This window comes from Streptomyces avermitilis MA-4680 = NBRC 14893, assembly GCF_000009765.2.
GTDB classification, from domain to species: Bacteria; Actinomycetota; Actinomycetes; order Streptomycetales; family Streptomycetaceae; genus Streptomyces; species Streptomyces avermitilis.
In genome coordinates, this window is the sequence record NC_003155.5 from 1,700,439 (window position 1) to 1,719,193 (window position 18,755).

The following is an 18,755-nucleotide window of genomic DNA, read 5'->3' on the forward strand; positions in this document are numbered from 1 at the left end:
TCAGCCGTGGCCGGGGAACCGCAGGGCGTTCGCCCAGAGCCGGGTGACCGTGGACACGAGCTCCTCGAAGTCCACCGGCGCATCTTCCTCGTGCCGTTCGCCGAGCACGAAGGCGTTGTAGGCCATGACGCTGACCATGCCCGACAGCGCACGGGAGGCCATCAGCGGATCGACCCCACGGTCTGCGACACCCCGTGCCTGAAGGTCAGCGATGCCGCGCGCATTGCGGCGGATGAACGCGTCAGCGCGCCGGCTCCGGAACGTACGGAACTCCGGCTCCACCTGTGCGACCTGCTCGAGCAGCGCCATCAGCTTCGCATTCCGTTTGTACGCCTCGAGATACGCGCGATTGCTCGCCTCGAGTACCGCATAGGGATCGTCGCTACCCTGCACCCGGCTCATGCCGGGGTGCATCATGTCCTCCTGCGCCTCCAGGAGGACGGCGGCAAGCACCTCTTCCTTGTTGGTGAAGTAGGTGTAAAAGGATCCCGCCGCGCATTGCGCCTCTTTGGTGATGTCGGTCAGGCGGGTGTCGAGGTAGCCGTCCCGTTCGAACACCTTCCGCGCGGCCTTCACCAGAGCGGCCCGGGTCCGCGCTCCGCGCTTCGTCGTAGGCGGCTCGCGAAGGTGCGAGAGGGGCGCCACGGGCGGTACCTTCTCGCCGTCGATCTCCTCGGGCCCAGTGGTGTCCATCCTGGAAACTCTACTTGAATCCGACGTCATCGTCATAAACCTGCGAGGCGTGCGGGGCCCACCGGCGGCGCCGGTGGATGTCCCGCCGTAGCGGTCGACCGGTCAGGCGGTGATCCCGAAGCGTTCGGCGAGTTGGCGGCGGGTGTCGGCGGCGCTGGTGTGCAGGACGCCCCCGATTCCGATCCGTGCCGCTCCGTCGAGGTTCTGCCGCAGATCGTCGATCATGACCGCCTCCTCGGGGTCGATGCCGAGGCGTTCACATGCGATCGCGTAGATCCGCCGGGAGGGCTTACGGATCCCGACCTCGGCGGAGATGACGACCACATCGGCAACAGCGGCGAGGTCGACGCCGTCGTAGGTTCCGGTACCGAACGAATTGGATACGAGAGCAACCGGATGGCCGGCGGCTCGAAGACCACCGAGCAGCGCGAGCATGTCCTGGTCGATCGACATTCCCGCTTGCATCCGGGCCGTCAGCCCCTCGGCCGGTACGTCGGCGCCGTGGACGCGGAGACGTTCGGCGAATCCTCGCTCAAAGGCTTCGGCGTCGATACGGCCGCACTCGTGGTCGGCCAGAAGGGTGCGTGACGGCTGGTCCCGGCCGAGGAGGTCCAGCGGCAGGCGCGGGTCGCCGCCGAGCGAGGCACCGAAGTCGGTGAAAGCCCGCAACACACTGGAGGTGATGACCCCGCCGAAGTCCACCAGGACCGCGGTTCGGGTCTTTTCCGCCACGTTCGACACCGTATTCACGCCTCTCGCTCGGTCTGCCTACCGTCGGACCATGCGACGGCAGCCATGTTTCGTAGGCACTCATGAAGTGCCCGTGGTACCCCGCACCCGGCCGGTCCTCGCCGCCCCTGTCCAGCGAGGACGCCGAGCTCAGACGACCTCGAACAGTCCGGCCGCGCCCATGCCGCCGCCGACGCACATCGAGACCACCACATACCGGACACCTCGGCGCTTGCCCTCGATGAGGGCATGCCCCACCAGCCGGGCACCGGTCATTCCGTACGGATGACCGACCGAGATCGCGCCGCCGTCGACGTTGAACCGCTCCGGGTCGATATGCAGTTCGTCACGGCAGTACAACGCCTGGGAAGCGAACGCCTCGTTGAGTTCCCACAGGCCGATGTCGTCCATGGTGAGGTCGTGCTGCTTCAGCAGTTTCGGAATGGCGAACACCGGACCGATGCCCATCTCGTCCGGCCCACAACCGGCAACGGTCATACCCCGGTAGACGCCCAGCGGTTCCAGTCCGCGGCGCTCGGCCTCCTTCGACTCCATCAGTACCGACGCCGAAGCCCCGTCCGACAACTGCGAGGAGTTGCCCGCCGTCACGCTGGAATGCGCGCTCACCTGACCGTCCGGAAGCACCGGCGCCAGCCCGGCCAGACCTTCGAGCGTCGTCGACGCGCGGTTGCCCTCGTCCCGGGTCAGGGTGACCTCCTCGTCCCGCACCTCGCCGGTCTGCTTGTCGAGGACCTTCTTGACGCTGCCGAGCGCCACGATCTCGCGGTCGAACCGGCCGGCCTCCTGCGCCGCCGCGGTGCGCTGCTGTGACACCAGCGCGAACTCGTCCTGGCGTTCCCGGCTCACGCCGTAACGTTCGGCGACGATCTCCGCCGTCTGCAACATCGGCATGTAGATACTCGGCTTGTGCTCGACCAGCCAGGGATCCGCCATGCGGTGGGTGTTCATGCGGTCGTTCTGCACCAAGGAGATCGACTCGACACCGCCGCCGACAGCGACCTGCATGCCGTCCGTGACAATCTGCTTGGCGGCCGTCGCAATGGCCATCAGGCCCGACGAGCACTGCCGGTCGACCGTCATGCCCGACACGGTGTCCGGAAGTCCGGCACGGAGAGCGGCCTGACGCGCCACGTTGCCACCGGAGGATCCCTGCTGCACGGCGCAGCCGAAGATCACATCCTCGACCTCACCTCCCTCGAGCCCGGCGCGCCGCACCGCGTGCGAAAGGGCATGGGCGGCAAGTTCCTGCGCCTGGGTGTCGTTGAACGCGCCCCGGTAGGCCTTTCCGATCGGCGTCCGTGCCGTCGAAACGATGACTGCTTCCCTCATGTCGCCTCACTGTTTCCTGTTGGCCCGGTTCGTCCGGGAGCTTCGGGGCCAAGACTCCGAGCTCCGTGAGCCGGGCTCGATGCCGGTAGGCGGTGTCGAACGCCAACTGCGGCGCGGCGAAGGCTCCTTGACCGTCTCCTCCGGCGACCGACGCCATGAGCCATGGCCGCAGGGGTGACGGGAGTCGGCCTTCCGGTTGGTTATAGTTGAATTCGGCGTCATGTTCAACCGAGCGGGCCCTTGGGTGATCAGGAAGACATGGGGTCACGGGTCCGACAGCAAGGCGACCAAAAGCCCGGCGCCCGGCCGCCATTGCCGGGGTGGGCATGCTCGCGGTCTTGGCAGCCGCCTGCCCCTGGAGACCGGCTGACAGGGCCTCGCGCTTGATCTGCTCGATCTGCTCGATCTGCTCGACACGGGTGGCCGTTGCTTGCGGGAGGAGTGTCCGCCGGCGGCGGACACTCCTCCCGCGAGGCGGCAGCCCTGACGCTGTTTCACCACGGCGACGGCCGCTGCTGCCGCAACAGCGCGGCAACGGCGACTGCCCCGGCGTGCGCGGCGAGCACCGACACACTGGGTCGGCGCCGGCCGGAGTGGAAGACAGGACCGGACCGAGTGAAACGCCGATGCCCCTCTCGACGACGTGCGTCGGTACGGCTCCTGCCGGCCACCACCTGGCTGTCGCGCGCCCCTGGCCGCCCTGCGGGCCGATGGGCGGCGGCGCGGGGCCCCCTGGACCCACGCGGCGGCGGGGCGCGACCGCGACAGCTCAGCCCAGCAGCTCAGCGCTGCCGGCCGGTTCGCGCCGCTCTTGTCCGTTGATGCGGTGCCGTTCGATGGACGAACGCCGGTACACCTCCTGCCGCACCCGCTGAATCTCGCCGATGGGCCGGTGTTCCTGGCGTGATCGCCACGGCGTGATCGACGTGGCGTCGGCGGCCGCCAGGTTGTCGTTCCCGCCGATGTCCTGGCGCGGGATGTCCACCCGGGCGACCGTCCCCCAGGGGGACAGATCCTCGGGCCACCTGACGGACGTGTTGTCCACCGGCATACGGGCCAGATCGGTGTTGAGCTGGACCTGGAGCTCGAAGGAGTGGTCTCGCTCGGCGGCCTCGGCCACCAGGGTGCGCCGGAACGCCTCGTTGTCCGCGCGCACGTCCACGATCTGGTGCGTGAGGGAGGCCAGGGACGCGGCGGTCGGCACGGTACGGATCTTGGCGATGTGGTCGCCGTACCGGAAGGCGCCCATGCTGTTGTAGCTGTACGACAGCAGGTTCCTGCGCGGGACACTGGTGAACGACAGCATGGCGAGCAGTTCGTCCCACAGCCAGCTGCCGGGATCGGTGAGCGTCTGCCGGCGGGTCAGGAACTCCGCCATCCAGGTCTTGCGGCGGGCCGGGTCCACGAGCGCCTCGGGCAATTCGGCGAACAGCTCCTCGATCACCATATAGTCGTAGGCCGTGTTCGCGAAGAAGACATCGTTGTTGATCAGGTTGAGGTCGAAGGTGCCGCTGTCTCGTTCGTCGTCCAGCAGCGAGGGGCCGTCGACTCCGAACAGCTTGATGCCCATTCCGCACGCCGCGCCCAGCTGGTGGTCGGGGCGGAAGTGGCCCAAGCCGTTCGAGTAGCGGACGACGGCGTCGTACGCGGTCGGGCGGGCGAAGATTCCCTGCCCGTAGACGCCGGGGTTGTCACCAATCGTGACCGTGGCCTTGAGGAGGCCGTAGGTCTTTCCGTGGGCGGTGCGGACAGCGCGGCCGACGGTCTCGCGCTCGACCGAGGCGCGCGTACGACGCGCCACCTGGGCGACGACTGCTTCCATCTCCTCCTGGTAGGACGGGCGTTCGGTGGGCCGGTAGTCCTCGTAGCGGACGGGATTCATGGTGCCGCCTCTCTGTCGTGGTGCACTGCTCACAGACGCTAGTACGCAATTTGATTGTGCACAACGTAACTGTGCGCCATCACACGCTCCCGGTACCGACGTCGGTGCTTCGATCGATCCGGCGGCCTGGGTGATCGATGATGTGCCGGTGCCCAAAGGCGGCCGGATGTCGGCCGGGGTGGCCCTTCAGGGCTGCGGGGCATTGGGCGAACCCCCACGCGCACCTGCGGACCGCGCTGTCCGAGCGCGGACTTGACTACGTCCTGGCCGTCGGGTCGGAGGTGAGCGCGCATCCCTTCGAGGCGGAGCCCGTGGCCCCGGCTCGCAATGAGGCCATCGGCTGCCGGCCTCAGCCCCGCCGGCGGCACCCCGCACCGTCGGTGGCGGCCCTGGCCGCAGGCCTCGGCCAGGAGGCATTCACCCCGTCACGCGGCGGCACGGCTCAAGCGGGGAGTCGTGCTCCCGCTTCGCCGCCGTGCGTGTGCGCCCCGCCGGCAAAGCAGTCGAGCGCAGCAGTGACTCAGCCACCGGCTTGCCTTCTGCCGCTCGGTGAGCCACTGCTGGTGGGAGAGGCGCTGATGCTGCCGGAAGGACTGGCGGAGGGACTCGCGGAAGGGGTCGCCGTCTGCGAGGGCGAGCTGGGGCGGCCACTGGAGGTTCGGGAGGGCGGCTTCGCCTTCACTGGTGGCGGCGCAACGGTGGTGGCGGCGGGAGGCCGGGAGACCGGTGACTCGCTGCGAGTTGCCGTCGGCAGAGGACGCCGGCTCCCGTCAACGTTTCGGTCCCGGACGCCCTTTCGGCCCGGGTGCGTGGTCACACGCTCCGATGAAGCCGGTGCGTCGGTGCCGCGGACTCCCAGCTCTTCGGGGGATGACTGATCCGGGATCGAGGCTGCTCGTGGGGCTGTCGGCTGGGAAAGCACCGATGCGGTGGTCAGACCTCCGAGGATGGTGAAGGCGGCTGCGGCGAAAGACCGGACGGCGTACTTCTTCAGCCGCGACGGACGGTCGTACCCGTCTGCCGGCAGGTCTGGCCCGGGAGTTGGTGACCCGGCAAGGGGAGACGCGGAGGAGCTCGGTCCCCCACTGAAGCGGACCTCCGGCATCACGGCGTCTGCGGCCGGAGCAGCGTCTCTCCGATCGCTCAGCTGTGCCATGCCGGGGTCGTATGCCCCGCACTCCGGGCAGGTTACGGCGCCGTTGAGCGTGCGGCTGCACGGGAGGCAGTAGTCCATGATGCGATCGATCTCAGCCCTTGAGTTGACGGGAGGAAAGGTGCACCCGAGCCGGGCAGCAGTCAGCGGCGGGGAGACACCGCTCGGTTTGTTCCGGACCGATCTTTAACATGTGCGAACCTCCCTTACCGGTCTGCCGGCGGGTCGCCGGTTACTGGGGTCAACGGGGCGGATCGAAAGAGTGCTCAGCCGCCACCCGAAAAGTGGGGTACATAACTCTGCTGGAAGAACCGTTGATGACCCGAACGTCGCGGCACCCTCGGCGTACGAGCCGACGGCCGCGGCTCGATCCGGGCCCAGTACCGCTCATTTCCCACAGCTCGACACTGCTCATTTCCCACATCTCGACGCCCGCTGCCCGCAACGACTCTCTTCGCTCCTGCGATGCCGTGTGGGATCGCCACGGGATGCGGAAGCCGTGGCCCCGCTTCGGCCGGCGCACGCCCTAATACGCGCGTCCCGGGTTGAGGAGGTCCGCGGGGTCGAAGACGGCCTTGATGCCGGTCATCAACTCCAGCTCGGTGGGACCGAGTTGTGCGTCGAGGTAGCGTGTCTTGAGTGAGCCCACGCCGTGCTCGCCGGTGATCGTGCCGCCGAGAGCGAGCGCGGCGGCCACGATGTCGTCGAAAGCGGCACCGGCGCGGTCTGCCGCGTCACGGTCGGCGGCGTCGTAGACGACGGTCGGATGCAGGTTGCCGTCGGCGGCGTGGCCGAAGGTGCCGACCAGCACATCGTGCTCGGCGGCGGTTCGCTCGATCGCGGCAAGCAATCGGGGGAGGTCCTGAACCGCGACGCCGACATCGTCGAGCAGTGTGGTGCCCAGCCTCTCCAACGCGGGGTACACCATTCGTCTGGCCTGCATGAACATCTCGCCTTCCGCCGGGTCGGCGGTGTGCAGCGCTTCGGTGGCGCCACCGGCTTCGGCCAGCCTGGCGCAGGTGGCGGCCTCCTGACCGGCGGACGGCCCGTCGCACTGGACGAGCAGGAGCGCCCCGGCCGACTCGTCCAACCCCATGCGTGTCAGGCGATTGACGGCGCCCATGCAGGTGCGGTCCATGAGCTCCACCACCGCTGGGTCGGCGACCGCCGCGATCCGCAGCACGGTGTCGACCGCCTGTCGAGGTGTCGGGAACGTGGCCACCACCGTCGCGGTGGCCACCGGGAACGGTCGCAGTCGCACGGTGGCGTCCACGATCACCGCCAGGGTGCCTTCGGAGCCGACGAGGAGCCGGGTGAGGTCGAGCCCGGCGACGTTCTTGCGGGTCGGCGGACCGGTACGGATCACGCGGCCATCGGCGAGTACGGCCGTCAGCGAGGCGACATGGTCGGCGGTGACCCCGTACTTGGCGCAGCACATGCCGCCCGCGTTGGTCGCCAGGTTGCCGCCGATGGTGGAGATCGCCTTGCTTCCCGGGTCCGGCGGATACCACAGGCCGTGCTGGCGGGCTCGGGCGTCGAGATCGCCGGTCAGTACGCCCGGCTCGACCGTTGCCGTGCGGCCAGGCACGTCCAGGGCGAGGATCCGGTCCATCGCGGCGAGCGAGAGGACGACGCAGCCGTCGATCGCATTGGCCGCGCCGGCCAACCCGGTGCCGGCCCCCCGGGTCACCACTGGGGCGTGATGGTCGCCGGCTGTGCGCAGCGTGGTGATCACGTCATCGGTCGAGCGAGCGCGCACCACCGCCGCCGGGCGCCCCGCGGGAGCCAGCAGGCACTGGTCACGGCGGTAGGCCTCCATCGCGTCCCGGTCGGTGACCACCCGGCCCGGCAGCGCGGCGGCGAGGGCGGTGGCGACGTCCGCGACCACCTCGGTCATGGCGTCTGCGGCTCGTAGAAGCCGCGGACGTGAGCCACGACCAACTCGGCGGCGCGGTCGGTCTCGCCCGCGTCCAGCGCGTCGACGATCGCCTGGTGTTCGGCGAGCAGACGCGCGAGCACCGTGCCCCGATCGGCCACCGCGGCGAGCGCGTCGAGCAGGTAGCCGGCGATGCAGTCGCGCAGCACGCCGATGACGAACCCCAGCGCCTGATTACCGCCGGCGTAGGCCAGTTGCCCATGGAAGTCCACGTCAGCGGCGTGGAAGGTCTGGATGTCGGCGTTCTCCACCGCTGCCGCCATGGTCACCAGGCAGGACCGAGCCGCATCCGGCACGGCCGTGGTCTGCCGTATCGCCTCCGCCTCCAGCAGCGTGCGCAGCGCCACCAGGTCGGCCAGCGGGATCGCGCCGACCTGCAGAGCGGTGCTCAGCGCCAGGCCCGCCGCGCCCGCCGTGCGCTCGTGGGTGACGCGCGGACGCGCGGTGGAAACGGTGTCCGCGCCGCTGATCAGACCGTGCGCCTGCAACACCCGCAGCGCCTCGCGGACGGTGGACCGCCCGACACCGAAGGACTGGGCGAGTTCGGTTTCCGTGGGCAGCTCGGTGTCGGCGGGAAATGTGCCGTCGAGGATGGCCGCCCGCAGGCGCTGAGCCACGTCGAGACTCAAGGGCACGCGCGATACCGGCGAAATCGTCATACCGCGCACGGTAGCTCCTTGTCTGTTTGTCAGACAAGGAGCTACCGTGGTTCTCGCTGTGCCTCAGGACACAAGGCCACTACCTCAAAGACGCGGAAGTCAGGTGTCGCCATGACCGAGAAGCTCGAGCTCGACCCGGCCAGGACCGCGATCGTGCTCATCGAGTACCAGAACGAGTTCACCAGCGACGGCGGCGTGCTGCACGGGGCGGTCGCCGACGTCATGCAGCACACCGGGATGCTTGCCAACACCGTCGCCGTGGTCGACGCCGCCCGGCAGGCCGGAGTACCGATCATGCACGCGCCGATCACGTTCGCGGAGGGCTACGGCGAGCTGACCCGACACCCGTACGGCATCCTCAAAGGCGTCGTGGACGGGAAGGCGTTCGTGAAGGGCACGTGGGGCGCGGCCATCGTCGACGAGCTGGCTCCGGTGAACGGGGACATCGTCATCGAGGGAAAGCGCGGGCTCGACACCTTCGCCAGCACCAACCTCGATTTCATCCTGCGCAGCAAGGGCGTCGACACGATCGTCCTCGGCGGCTTCCTCACCAACTGCTGCGTGGAGTCGACCATGCGCACCGGTTACGAGCGCGGCTTCCGGGTGATCACCCTGACCGACTGCGTCGCCGCCACCTCGCAGGAGGAGCACAACAACGCGATCTCCTACGACTTCCCGATGTTCTCGGTGCCGATGACCTCTGCCGACGTCATCGCCGCCCTGTAGTCCCGCCGTCGCCCCGCCCGCCGGCAGCGCTGCGCGGCCTCGCCGGCATCTGTGACGCGGCCATCGTGGACCGGCCGCCGGCCGATCCCCATGGCCCCTCGCCCTTGTGCACCTCACTCACGGAGCGCGACATGCCATCGGACCGGATACGTGAGCTGATCGGGCGGGGCGCCGCGGTGGCCGCGCGTGCTCCGGAGGAGTGGCTGCGCGAGATCGAGGACGCCACTTTGTCGGCGGAGTACCTGCAAGCCCTGGCCGATGACCCGGATCTCACCGCTCAGATCCGCCGCACCAGCCGCGCCAACGTCCTGCACTGGGCGACGTGGAACGTGCGCAGCCCAGGTGCTCCGGTGCCGGCGAACGTCGGCCCGGAAGCCTTGGCCACCGCCCGGGAGCTGGTCCGCCGCGGGCTGAACGACTCGGCCTTGCAGTCCTACCGCAGCGGTCAGAACGCGGCCTGGCTGCGCTGGATGTCGATCGCTTTCGAGCTGACGTCCGACCCCGCAGAGCTGCGGGAGCTGCTGGATGTCTCCACCCGGTCGATCTCGGCGTTCGTCGACGCCACCATCGCCGCGGTCTCCGCACAGATCCAGGCGGAGCGCGACGAGCTGACCCGCGGTACGAATGCCGAGCGCCGAGAGGCGGTGACCTTGCTGCTCAACGGGGCGCCGATCCACCCGGACAGGGCCTCGGCCCGGCTCGGCTACCGGGTGGAGCAGACCCATACCGCGGCCATCGTATGGAGTGACGCCGCGGAGTCGGACCTGGGCGATCTGGAGCGCGCGGCCGACGCCCTGGCCAAAGCCGCCGGCGTGTCCCGCTTCCTCAGTGTGACGGCCGGTGCCGCGATGCTGTGGGTGTGGCTGCCTTCTGCCGCGCTGCCGGCGACGAACCGGCTGGAGCGACACCTGGACAGCCATCCCACTGCCCGGGCAGCCCTCGGCAGTACCGGGCACGGCGTGGAAGGCTTTCGCCGCAGTCACCTCGACGCGATGACCACGCAGCGCATGATGGCGCGCCTGCACACCGTCCGCTCCGTGGCCCGTTTCGAAACGGTCGAGATCGTTGCTCTGGTGACGCGGGAACCGCAGCAGGCCGACCAGTTCGTACGGCGTACCCTGGGCGGACTCGCCACGGGTGCGCCGGAGCTGCGTGAGGCGGTGGCCGCCTACATCCACGAGGAATGCAACGCCACCCGGGCGGCAGCCCGCCTCTTCACCCACCGAAACACCCTGCTCCGCCGACTCGAGCGAGCCCAGCGCCTCCTGCCCCACCCGCTGGCGGGGAACACGGTGCGCATCGCGGTCGCCCTCGACGTCCTGCACTGGCGCGGCGACGGATGAACCGGACGTGGGCCCGTGCCCGCCTGCTGGGACGAAGGAACGAAGCATGGTTCCGTGCGGCACATCGCCGGGTGCACAGTGCACCACCCGTCCCGAAGACAGGTGCTGATGACACCTTCCGGCGTCCTGCGTGCGGCCGCAGCATGGAAGGGCGACGTCGAACAGATCACTGGAGGGCCGCTCATGTCCGTCTCTGAGGCACCGACAGCTACCGAGCACATCGATGTGCTGATCGTCGGTGCCGGCATCTCCGGCATCGGGGCGGCCCACTACCTGCAAAGCGAGCACCCGCAGCGCGGCTACGCGATTCTGGAGACGCGTGGCGCGCTGGGCGGCACCTGGGACCTGTTCCGCTACCCGGGCATCCGCTCGGACTCCGACCTGCACACCTTCGGCTACGCCTTCAAGCCCTGGGAAGAGGAGGCCATCGCCCGCGGCGACAAGATCCTCGCCTACCTGCACGAGGCCGCCGCGGAGGACGGCATCGACAAGAAGGTGCGCTTCCACCACACGGTGCGCGGCGCCGCCTGGTCGAGTACCGAGGCTCGCTGGACGGTCCAGGTCGAGCGCACCGACACCGGCGAGCGGCTGAGCCTGTCGTGCAAATGGCTGTTCTGCGCCGGCGGCTACTACCGCTACGACCAGGGGTACACCCCGCACTTCGAGGGCATCGAGCGGTTCGAGGGCCTGATCGTGCATCCGCAGCACTGGCCCGAGGACCTCGACTACCGCGGCAAGCGGGTCGTGGTGATCGGCAGCGGCGCCACGGCGGTCACCCTCGTGCCGGCCATGGCGGGCACGGCCGCCCATGTGACGATGCTTCAGCGCACCCCCACCTACATCTTGCCCGTCCCCGCCACGGACAAGATCGCCCAGCTCCTGCGCAAGGTCCTGGGCCGACGCCGCGGGTATGCGTGGACACGGCGCAAGAACATCGCCCAGCAAGCCGCGATCTGGCGGTTCTGCCAGCGCTTCCCGCGCAGCGCCCGGCGGCTGATCCGCTGGGTCAACACCCGTCGGCTGCCCAAGGGCTATCCGGTCGAGGAGCACTTCGACCCGCCCTACGATCCGTGGGACCAGCGTATGTGCGTGGTGCCGGACGGCGACCTCTTCGAGGCGCTGAGCAACAGCAGCGCCTCGATCGTCACCGACCGGATCGACACCTTCACCGAACGCGGCATCAGCCTGTCCTCCGGGCGCAGGCTGGAAGCCGACATCATCGTGACCGCGACCGGGCTGAACGTGCAGGCACTCGGCGGTATCCAGCTCACCGTGGACGGGACGAAGGTGCACCTGCCGGACAAGGTCGCGTTCAAGGGCATGATGCTGTCCGGGGTGCCCAACTTCTCGTTCTCCGTCGGCTACACCAACTCCTCCTGGACACTGAAGGTCGGCCTGCTGTGCGAGCACTTCTGCCGCCTGCTCGACTACATGGACGCCCACGGCCACACCATCTGCTGCCCGGAGCTGAGCGACCCCGACATGCCCACCCGCCCGCTGCTCGACTTCGAAGCCGGCTACATCAAGCGGGGCATCGACCACCTGCCGCGCCAAGGCACCGAGGAACCGTGGCTGATGTCGATGAACTACCAGGCCGACGTCAAACTCCTGCGGGAAGACTCCGTGGAGGACGAGAACCTCTGCTTCTCCTCCCCCACCGCCACCCCCCGCCCGGCGCGCGGCCTCCAGGCGACGGCACACCTGGAACCATGAACGGGTCGACGTCCCAGGCTTGGAGATGCTGTCGGCCGACCCGGCCACCGCTGCCGCACGCCTTGCGGAGTGCCGGCCGTCGGCGATTCCGCTGACCGCGAGGACGGCACGGCGACCGCGCCCGGGGCGTCGGTGACGGCGCGTACCCGAAGCGCTCGGCCAGGCGTCGCACGCGCCATCAACCCTGCCGGACGGCCGACCGGACGGCTGGACCACCGCCCGGGCTGTGAACGAGGCGTGGGTTACATACCGGCCACGGGATGAGGACAAAGCCGCGCGGCCCACGTATTGCCTCCGAGAGAAGAAGAAGGAAAACCCCAGGGCGCCCGGCGCAGAGGCCCTCGTCACCATCCGGCCTCTGGTACCTGACCGCCGCTGACGAAAGAAATGGCCCGTCAGGAACAAGACAAGTTGAGGAGGACCCGGTGGCTCGCAACGACGCCAACCCTGAGCGGACTCCCGCCTCAGGCCCTGACAACGCGCTGGAGATCAGGGACTCCTTCCAAGCCGTGCTGGACGCTTTGGATGCCGCACGCGCCGACCTCCTGCGCGACGAGCGGCAGGAACACGCCGAGGGCCCGTCCCAGCCCCAGATCCGGCCCGGTCAACCGACCGGGGATGCCCGCCTTCCCCAGCCGACCTCGCCCCCGGCTTCCTCCACATCCGGCCGGGCGCTGCCGGTCAGACGTGCGTCGTCCGGCACGCAACCGGAGCGTCCCGGGCCCCACCGGCCAACTGCCGCTGAATCGCCGCCGACCGGCGGCCTGCGCCAGGCCGACGCCCCGGAGGCCGTCATGGCCGAGCCACCGGGATTACCCAGCGAGCTGGAGGCCGTCCCGCCCCCGCCGGCGGGAAAGCCACCGACGGCCAGTGGACCGGGGCCTGGACCGGGTCCGGGACCTGGACCTGGACCTGGACCGGGGCCTGGACCGGAGGCTGTCGCACCAACCGTGCCTTTCCCCACTCCGGCTGCTCCCTGGCAGGAAAGCGGGCGGAGCAGGAGCCCCGGGCCGGGCACCGCTGGGCCGGACGTACCACTCTGTCCGGCCGCCCCGTTCGACCAGTTCGCCACCGCGCCTTCAAAGGGATCTGCGCCATCCGTCCGCGCCCACGGGAGAAAGACCAGCGGCGGACGGCGGCGATCCACCAACCGCAGGGACCTGCGAGTGGCCGGCATCTCCGGGCTGGGCGCGGCGAGCGGACTGATCCTCGCCTCTTGGCTGCTGACCTACCACAACGCCGAGCCCGCGACCTCCTCTTCGCCTCCCGGGCACGTGGAAACCCCACTGCCGGCGAGTCCCGCGCCGAAGGACCCCTCTCCCCCGGCTCCGGGGCAGACGAACCGCCCGCAGCCCAGCACCCCGGACCCGCCGCTCCCCGAAATCCCGGGCACGGGCCTCCTGCGCCAAGGCGACAGCGGCCATGGGGTCTACGAATTGCAGGTACGTCTCCTGCAGATATCGCACGTCTACGACGGCGGCGCGATCGACGGACGTTACGACGCGGAGGTCCGAGCGGCCGTGACCCTGTTTCAGAAGCGGTACGGGATCCGAGGCGATGAGAGCGGGGTGTACGGCGACAACACACGTCATGCCCTCATGCTGCGGACCAAATGACCAGCGGCAGAAGGCCGGGGGACGCGCGGGCGCGGTCAGGGTGATGGGCCACGCCCGCGTCGAAGACCGTCTGCGGCGGGCCGACGTGTGCCTGCCGGCCGGTACCCGGCTGCCGCTGCCGGCACGCGGCGGCCTCGACCGGGCCTGGCCACCACCGATGTTCGTCTGCCTCCCCCTGCCGGGCGGTGCCCGCCATGAACGGCGGTCAGGCGGGCCTTCGGGATGCGCTGTGCGCGGTGACCGGCCGGCTCCCGCCGCGCCATGATCCGGATTCACAGCCCGAGCAGCGGCTGTTCGGTCCAGACGGTCTTGCCCTCGCGGGAGTAGCGGGTGCCCCAGCGCTCGGTCATCTGGGCCACCAGGAACAGGCCGCGACCGCCCTCATCGGTCGTGCGGGCGCGCCGCAGATGGGGTGAGGTGTGGCTGGCGTCGGCGACCTCGCAGACGAGACATCGTTCACGGATGAGCCGCAGGGTCACCGGGCCGCCGGCGTATCGGTAGGCGTTGGTGACCAGTTCACTGGCGATCAATTCGGTGGTGAACGCCAGGTGTTCCAGTCCCCATTGACTGAGCTGGGCCGTGGCGAGCGCTCTGGCCTGGGCGGCGGCGGTCGGCTCCAGCGGCAGTTGCCAGGACGCGACGTTCTCCGGTGGCAGTACCCGGGTGCGTGCGATGAGCAGGGCGATGTCGTCAGCGGGCTGTGCGGGCACGAGGGAGTCGACAACCGCCTGGCATGTCTTCTCCAAGGGGTCCGCCGGGTGCGTGAGCGCTGTGCGCAGCCGTTGCAAGCCCGTGTCGACGTCGATGTGGCGTTCGCCGATGAGTCCGTTGGTGTAGAGCGTAAGCAGGCTGCCCTCGGCCAGCTCGATCTCCCGGGCCTCGAACGGCAGGCCGCCCAGGCCCAGCGGTGGGCCTGGAGGCAGGTCGAGCAAACCGGCCTGCCCGTCCGGTGTGGTCACGACCGGTAGGGGGTGGCCGGCGCGCGCCGCGGAGCATTGCCGGGAAACGGGGTCATAGACGGCGTACAGGCAGGTGGCGCCGACGATCTGCTCGCCCGCGGGTCCTTCGCCGGCTGTCTCTTGTTCCGCGGCCAGGAGGTTGACCAGGTCGTCCAGTCGGGAGAGGACCTCGTCCGGTTCCAGGTCGAGGGTGGCGAGGGTGTGCACGGCCGTACGCAGCCGGCCCATCGTGGCAGCGGCGTGCAGTCCGTGGCCCACCACGTCGCCGACGACGAGTGCGACCCTGGCCCCGGACAACGGGATGACGTCGAACCAGTCACCGCCGGGGCCGGACGCCGTACTGGCCGGGAGGTAGCGAGGGGCCACTTCGACGGCCGGCTGGTGCGGAACCGTCCTCGGCAGCAGGGTGCGTTGCAGGGTGGACGCGGTCTGCTGCTGTTGGGTGAAGCGTCGGGCGTTGTCGATGCTGACCGCGGCGCGCGAGGCGAGTTCCTGGGCCAGGGTGAGATCGTCGGGCTCGAACGGCTCGGGGTGCCGCGATCGCCACAGGCTCATCACGCCCAGTACCAGGCCGCGCGCGGCCAGTGGCACCACGATCAGGGAATGGGCTGACAGGTCCGGTGCGTGCTCGCCCTGACGCGGTTCTGCCAAGAACCAGTCGGGCGAAAGGACCGGTTCCAGGACCGGACGCCCGTCGGCCAGACAGCCGGCCTGCGGTGTGCCGGGTGCGAACTGCACCGGCTCCCCTTCCGGGTACTCGAGGTCGGGCTGCCGGGCCACGACGCCGCGGACCGCCACCCGTGCGACGGGCCCCGTCGGCGCCTGCGCCGGCTCCTCGCCGCGCATCACCGGTGGCGACAGGTCCACCGATACGTGGTCGGCCAGGTGGGGGACCATCACATCCGCGAGTTCGCGGGCCGTCTCCCGCACGTCGAGCGTCGATCCGATGCGGGCGCCGGCCTGGTTGAGGAGCGCCAGGCGAAGGCGGGCCCGATGGCGTTCGGTGACGTCCTCGACCGTCTCGGCCACCCCCAGGACCCGGCCGGCGGGATCCTCCAGCCGGAAGGCCGAGACGGACGCGGCCCGCACGCGTGCCGGATCCCGCTCCAGGCGGGCGTACTGCTCGGTGGAGACCTGTGATCTTCCGGTCTCCACCACCTGGCGGACCCGGTCCACGGATGTCCGCGCGTCCTCGGCGACCAGCAGGGCGCCCGTGGGCATTCCCCGAAAGGAGGCGGCCGGAATTCCGGTGAACCGTTCGATCGCCCTGTTGACCCGCAGAATCGTCAGCTCGGGGCTGTGCACGACCAGACCGATCGGGCACCGGCGGAACAATCCGTCGAGGACCGCGCGGTCCCTTTGCCACTCGAGGACCTCCGCCGCGGGTGCCCCGACGAGGAACCATTCGCGGACATGGTCACCGCGCAGCAGCGCACGTGCCCGGAAACCCATCTCCACGAGCCGCCCGCTGCTGTGCCGCACCGCCAGTACGCCGAACCAGCCTCCGTCCCTCCTGCACGTCGCCGCGGCGTCCTTGGCGGCCGGCAGGCTGCCGGGATCGATCAGGACATCGAAGGCCGGACGGCCGATCACCGCGGACTCCGGGTAGCCGAGCAACTCCTGGGCCCGCCGGCTCCAGCCGACCACGGTCCCCCGGTCGTCGAGCACCACCGAGGCGGCGTGGTGCAGAGCGAACGGATCGTCCCCACTCTCGCTGAGCACCGTCATCCGCTTTTCCACCCCGGACACCACCTCGTATCGGATACCTATGTCGTCCACTCCGGTTCTTCGCACGCGGCCCGCGACCGTCGTGACGCGGACCCGGGTGGGTCGCTCCCTGCTCCCACGCCTGGTGGGGGACCAGGCTGATGCCATGTGACGTGTTGAACGCGGTCAAGGCCGGCAGCCCGCCGGGCGCGGTGTCACGGCGTGGCGGCCACCACCCGCACGTCCCACGATGGATCCCGCCCGCCATCCACGCCACAGGGGCCGGGCCACCGTCCTGGTCCGTGCTGCGTCGCCGCCCGGGCGGCGACGCCGGGCAGACGCCGCGCGCCACGGCCGACGTGCCGGATCGGCCCGTCACGTCAGGCTCGACGGGACGATCCCGTAGCGGCGCATCTTGCGGTACATCGTGGCGCGGGAGATCCCGAGGTCCTGCGCGGTCCGCTGGACGTTGGAGTTGCGGTCCAGCAACCCGCGCAGAATGGCGTCGCGTTCCAGCGCCTCGATGGTGGTCAGGACCTTGTGCGAGGACACCCGGCATTCCGGCGGCAGGTCCTCCACGTGGATCATCCGGCCGGAAGGCCGTCGCGCCAGGCCGCGGATCACCGTCTCGAGCTGCCGGACGTTCTCCGGCCAGGGGCATCGCTGAAGCAGGGCCAGCGCATCCGGGGAGAACGTGTTCTCGCCGCTCGGCCGGTACTTGCGCAGGAACAACCGCGCCAGGTGCTCGATGTCCCCATACCGATGACGCAGGGGAGGCACCTCCACCGAGGCGCCACAGAGCTGGTCGAGGTGGTCGTCGGCACCGACCATCGACGGCTGGCAGATCATGACCAGCTGCCCACTCGCGCTGCCGTCCAGCCGCACCAGCAGGTCCGCCAGCCGCTGCCGCAGCTGGTCGCCCAACAGGTGGACGTCGCTCAGGACGAGCACGGTGGACGGCACGACAAGCAGCTCTCCGATGTCGTGCAGCCAGCGCTCGGTGACGGCCGGTGAATCCGACGGCGGCGCTTGTGTCATCTCCAGCCGGCGTCCGGCGCCGTGGGCCCGGTGCAGGGCCGCGACCAGCGTCCTCTTGCCGACGCCGGCTTCGCCCAGGAGATGAAGCCAGGTCCCGGCGACGAACGCTGCTTCGCTGTCGGCGACCGCGCGCAGCCAGTGCGGGGACGAGCCCACCAGTCCCAGGCTGGAGCGGGCGGGCGAGGCGGAACCCGCAGATGTGGGCTGGAGCCGTCCGATCAGCCGGACTCGGAAGACGGCGCCCGCGTCACTGTCCTCGCGCCGACAGCGACTGACCCTGAGTTCGGCGACCCGTCCCGAGGGCAGGGCGATGCTGCGGGTCCCCTCGAGCCGGGGATGGTCGGCGATCTCACGGGCGTGATCGAGCAGCGCATAGTGATCCGGCCCGGTCACGGCGGCACTGAGCGGCTCGTTCATCATGACGACATCGCGGTTGAGGGCCAGCACGGGTCCCGGGCGCGTCGAGGAGCACGCCTCCATGTAGTCCTGGAACAGAGCCCGCTCGCGCCGCGAGGTGATCGCCGCGATCTCGGCCTCGATCTGGGCCGCGACCGAGCGGGCGAAGGCCATCAGCATGCCGCCGGAGCCCTGGCGGATGGTGGTGAGGTTGAAGGCTCCCAGCAGGGTGCGCCGGGTGGGATGCAGGATCGGTACGGCCGCGCAGTGGAAGTCCCGCAGCGCCTCGACGTAGTGCTCCATTCCGGCGATCATCACCGGGCGGCCGCTGGCCAGCGCGGTCCCGATGCCGTTGGTGCCCACGTAGCGCTCGGCGAACACATGGCCGGGGGCCAGGTGCACGCGGTTGAGGTTCGTCGTCAGGCCCTCGTGCGAGACCTTCCGGGACAGGACCACACCGTTACGGTCCGTGATCATCGTGGAGACCGGGTCGTCGGCGAGCTGCTCGTGCAGCCTGTCCTGGATCGGCAGCGCGGCCCTTGCGAGGGGGCTGTCCAGATTGGGGTTGTCCAGGTACGGAGCCTCGAGGCTGCCCGACTTCACCTGGTATTCCATCGAGCGATGCCATGAGGCCACCACGAGCGGCCGGGCGCTTGGATCCTTGGTGACTTCCAGGTAGAGCTCTCTGGCTGCTCTCAGTGAGCTTCCGGGTTGTTGGCGGGGCATTAACACTCCCGTACTGCGCGCGTCACAATCCCTCGGTTCAGTGATTGGACCAGCTCGATGGCGTGGCGCCTACGGCGTGTATCACATTGAGACATTCGCGGACGGATTCTGAGACATCGCCCTGCGATC

Annotated in this window: 13 protein-coding genes; 5 read left to right on the forward strand and 8 right to left on the reverse strand. The window is 69.7% G+C overall.

Annotation, left to right across the window (positions count from 1 at the left end):
• From SAVERM_RS07370 to SAVERM_RS07385, 4 genes are all read right to left on the reverse strand, one after another.
• Positions 1-693, reverse strand: a complete 693-nt coding sequence (locus tag SAVERM_RS07370; RefSeq protein WP_037646045.1) for a TetR/AcrR family transcriptional regulator — start codon at positions 691-693, stop codon at positions 1-3.
• A 102-nt stretch (positions 694-795) separates the two neighbouring features.
• Positions 796-1,425, reverse strand: coding sequence for an HAD family hydrolase (locus tag SAVERM_RS07375; protein ID WP_242432196.1), 630 nt, complete (start codon positions 1,423-1,425; stop codon positions 796-798).
• 147 nt (positions 1,426-1,572) lie between these two features.
• Positions 1,573-2,772, reverse strand: coding sequence for an acetyl-CoA C-acyltransferase (locus SAVERM_RS07380; protein WP_010982822.1), 1,200 nt, complete (start codon positions 2,770-2,772; stop codon positions 1,573-1,575).
• A 769-nt stretch (positions 2,773-3,541) separates the two neighbouring features.
• A complete protein-coding gene (locus tag SAVERM_RS07385; protein WP_010982823.1) occupies positions 3,542-4,654 on the reverse strand; it encodes a catalase family protein in 1,113 nt (370 codons plus the stop codon).
• Between the two features lie 140 nt (positions 4,655-4,794).
• Between SAVERM_RS07385 and SAVERM_RS44580 the strand changes: the two genes are divergently transcribed.
• On the forward strand, positions 4,795-5,532 hold the full coding sequence (locus SAVERM_RS44580) for a transposase (RefSeq protein WP_237528731.1): 738 nt from the start codon (positions 4,795-4,797) through the stop codon (positions 5,530-5,532).
• 801 nt (positions 5,533-6,333) lie between these two features.
• On the opposite strand, the gene SAVERM_RS07390 is transcribed toward SAVERM_RS44580, so the two are convergent.
• Positions 6,334-7,704 (reverse strand): FAD-binding oxidoreductase, encoded by a 1,371-nt coding sequence (locus tag SAVERM_RS07390; RefSeq protein ID WP_010982824.1) that lies wholly within the window; start codon positions 7,702-7,704, stop codon positions 6,334-6,336.
• Positions 7,701-8,402 (reverse strand): FadR/GntR family transcriptional regulator, encoded by a 702-nt coding sequence (locus SAVERM_RS07395; protein ID WP_037646043.1) that lies wholly within the window; start codon positions 8,400-8,402, stop codon positions 7,701-7,703. The genes SAVERM_RS07390 and SAVERM_RS07395 overlap by 4 nt, the downstream gene beginning before the upstream one ends.
• Positions 8,403-8,513: 111 nt before the next feature.
• Between SAVERM_RS07395 and SAVERM_RS07400 the strand changes: the two genes are divergently transcribed.
• From SAVERM_RS07400 to SAVERM_RS44585, 4 genes are all read left to right on the forward strand, one after another.
• The gene (locus tag SAVERM_RS07400; protein WP_037646041.1) at positions 8,514-9,128 is read left to right on the forward strand and encodes a cysteine hydrolase family protein; all 615 of its coding nucleotides are present in this window, start codon (positions 8,514-8,516) and stop codon (positions 9,126-9,128) included.
• Between the two features lie 131 nt (positions 9,129-9,259).
• Entirely contained in the window at positions 9,260-10,471 is a 1,212-nt protein-coding gene (locus SAVERM_RS07405) for a PucR family transcriptional regulator (RefSeq protein ID WP_037646039.1), read from the forward strand.
• A gap of 183 nt (positions 10,472-10,654) precedes the next feature.
• The gene (locus tag SAVERM_RS07410; protein ID WP_010982828.1) at positions 10,655-12,184 is read left to right on the forward strand and encodes a flavin-containing monooxygenase; all 1,530 of its coding nucleotides are present in this window, start codon (positions 10,655-10,657) and stop codon (positions 12,182-12,184) included.
• Between the two features lie 1,166 nt (positions 12,185-13,350).
• On the forward strand, positions 13,351-13,800 hold the full coding sequence (locus SAVERM_RS44585) for a peptidoglycan-binding domain-containing protein (RefSeq protein WP_052082302.1): 450 nt from the start codon (positions 13,351-13,353) through the stop codon (positions 13,798-13,800).
• Between the two features lie 272 nt (positions 13,801-14,072).
• Here SAVERM_RS44585 and SAVERM_RS07420 read toward each other — a convergent pair whose 3' ends face one another.
• Entirely contained in the window at positions 14,073-16,487 is a 2,415-nt protein-coding gene (locus SAVERM_RS07420; protein ID WP_037646037.1) for a SpoIIE family protein phosphatase, read from the reverse strand.
• 354 nt (positions 16,488-16,841) lie between these two features.
• Positions 16,842-18,515, reverse strand: a complete 1,674-nt coding sequence (locus SAVERM_RS07425; RefSeq protein WP_237528733.1) for a sigma-54-dependent Fis family transcriptional regulator — start codon at positions 18,513-18,515, stop codon at positions 16,842-16,844.
• Between the last annotated feature and the right edge of the window lie 240 nt (positions 18,516-18,755).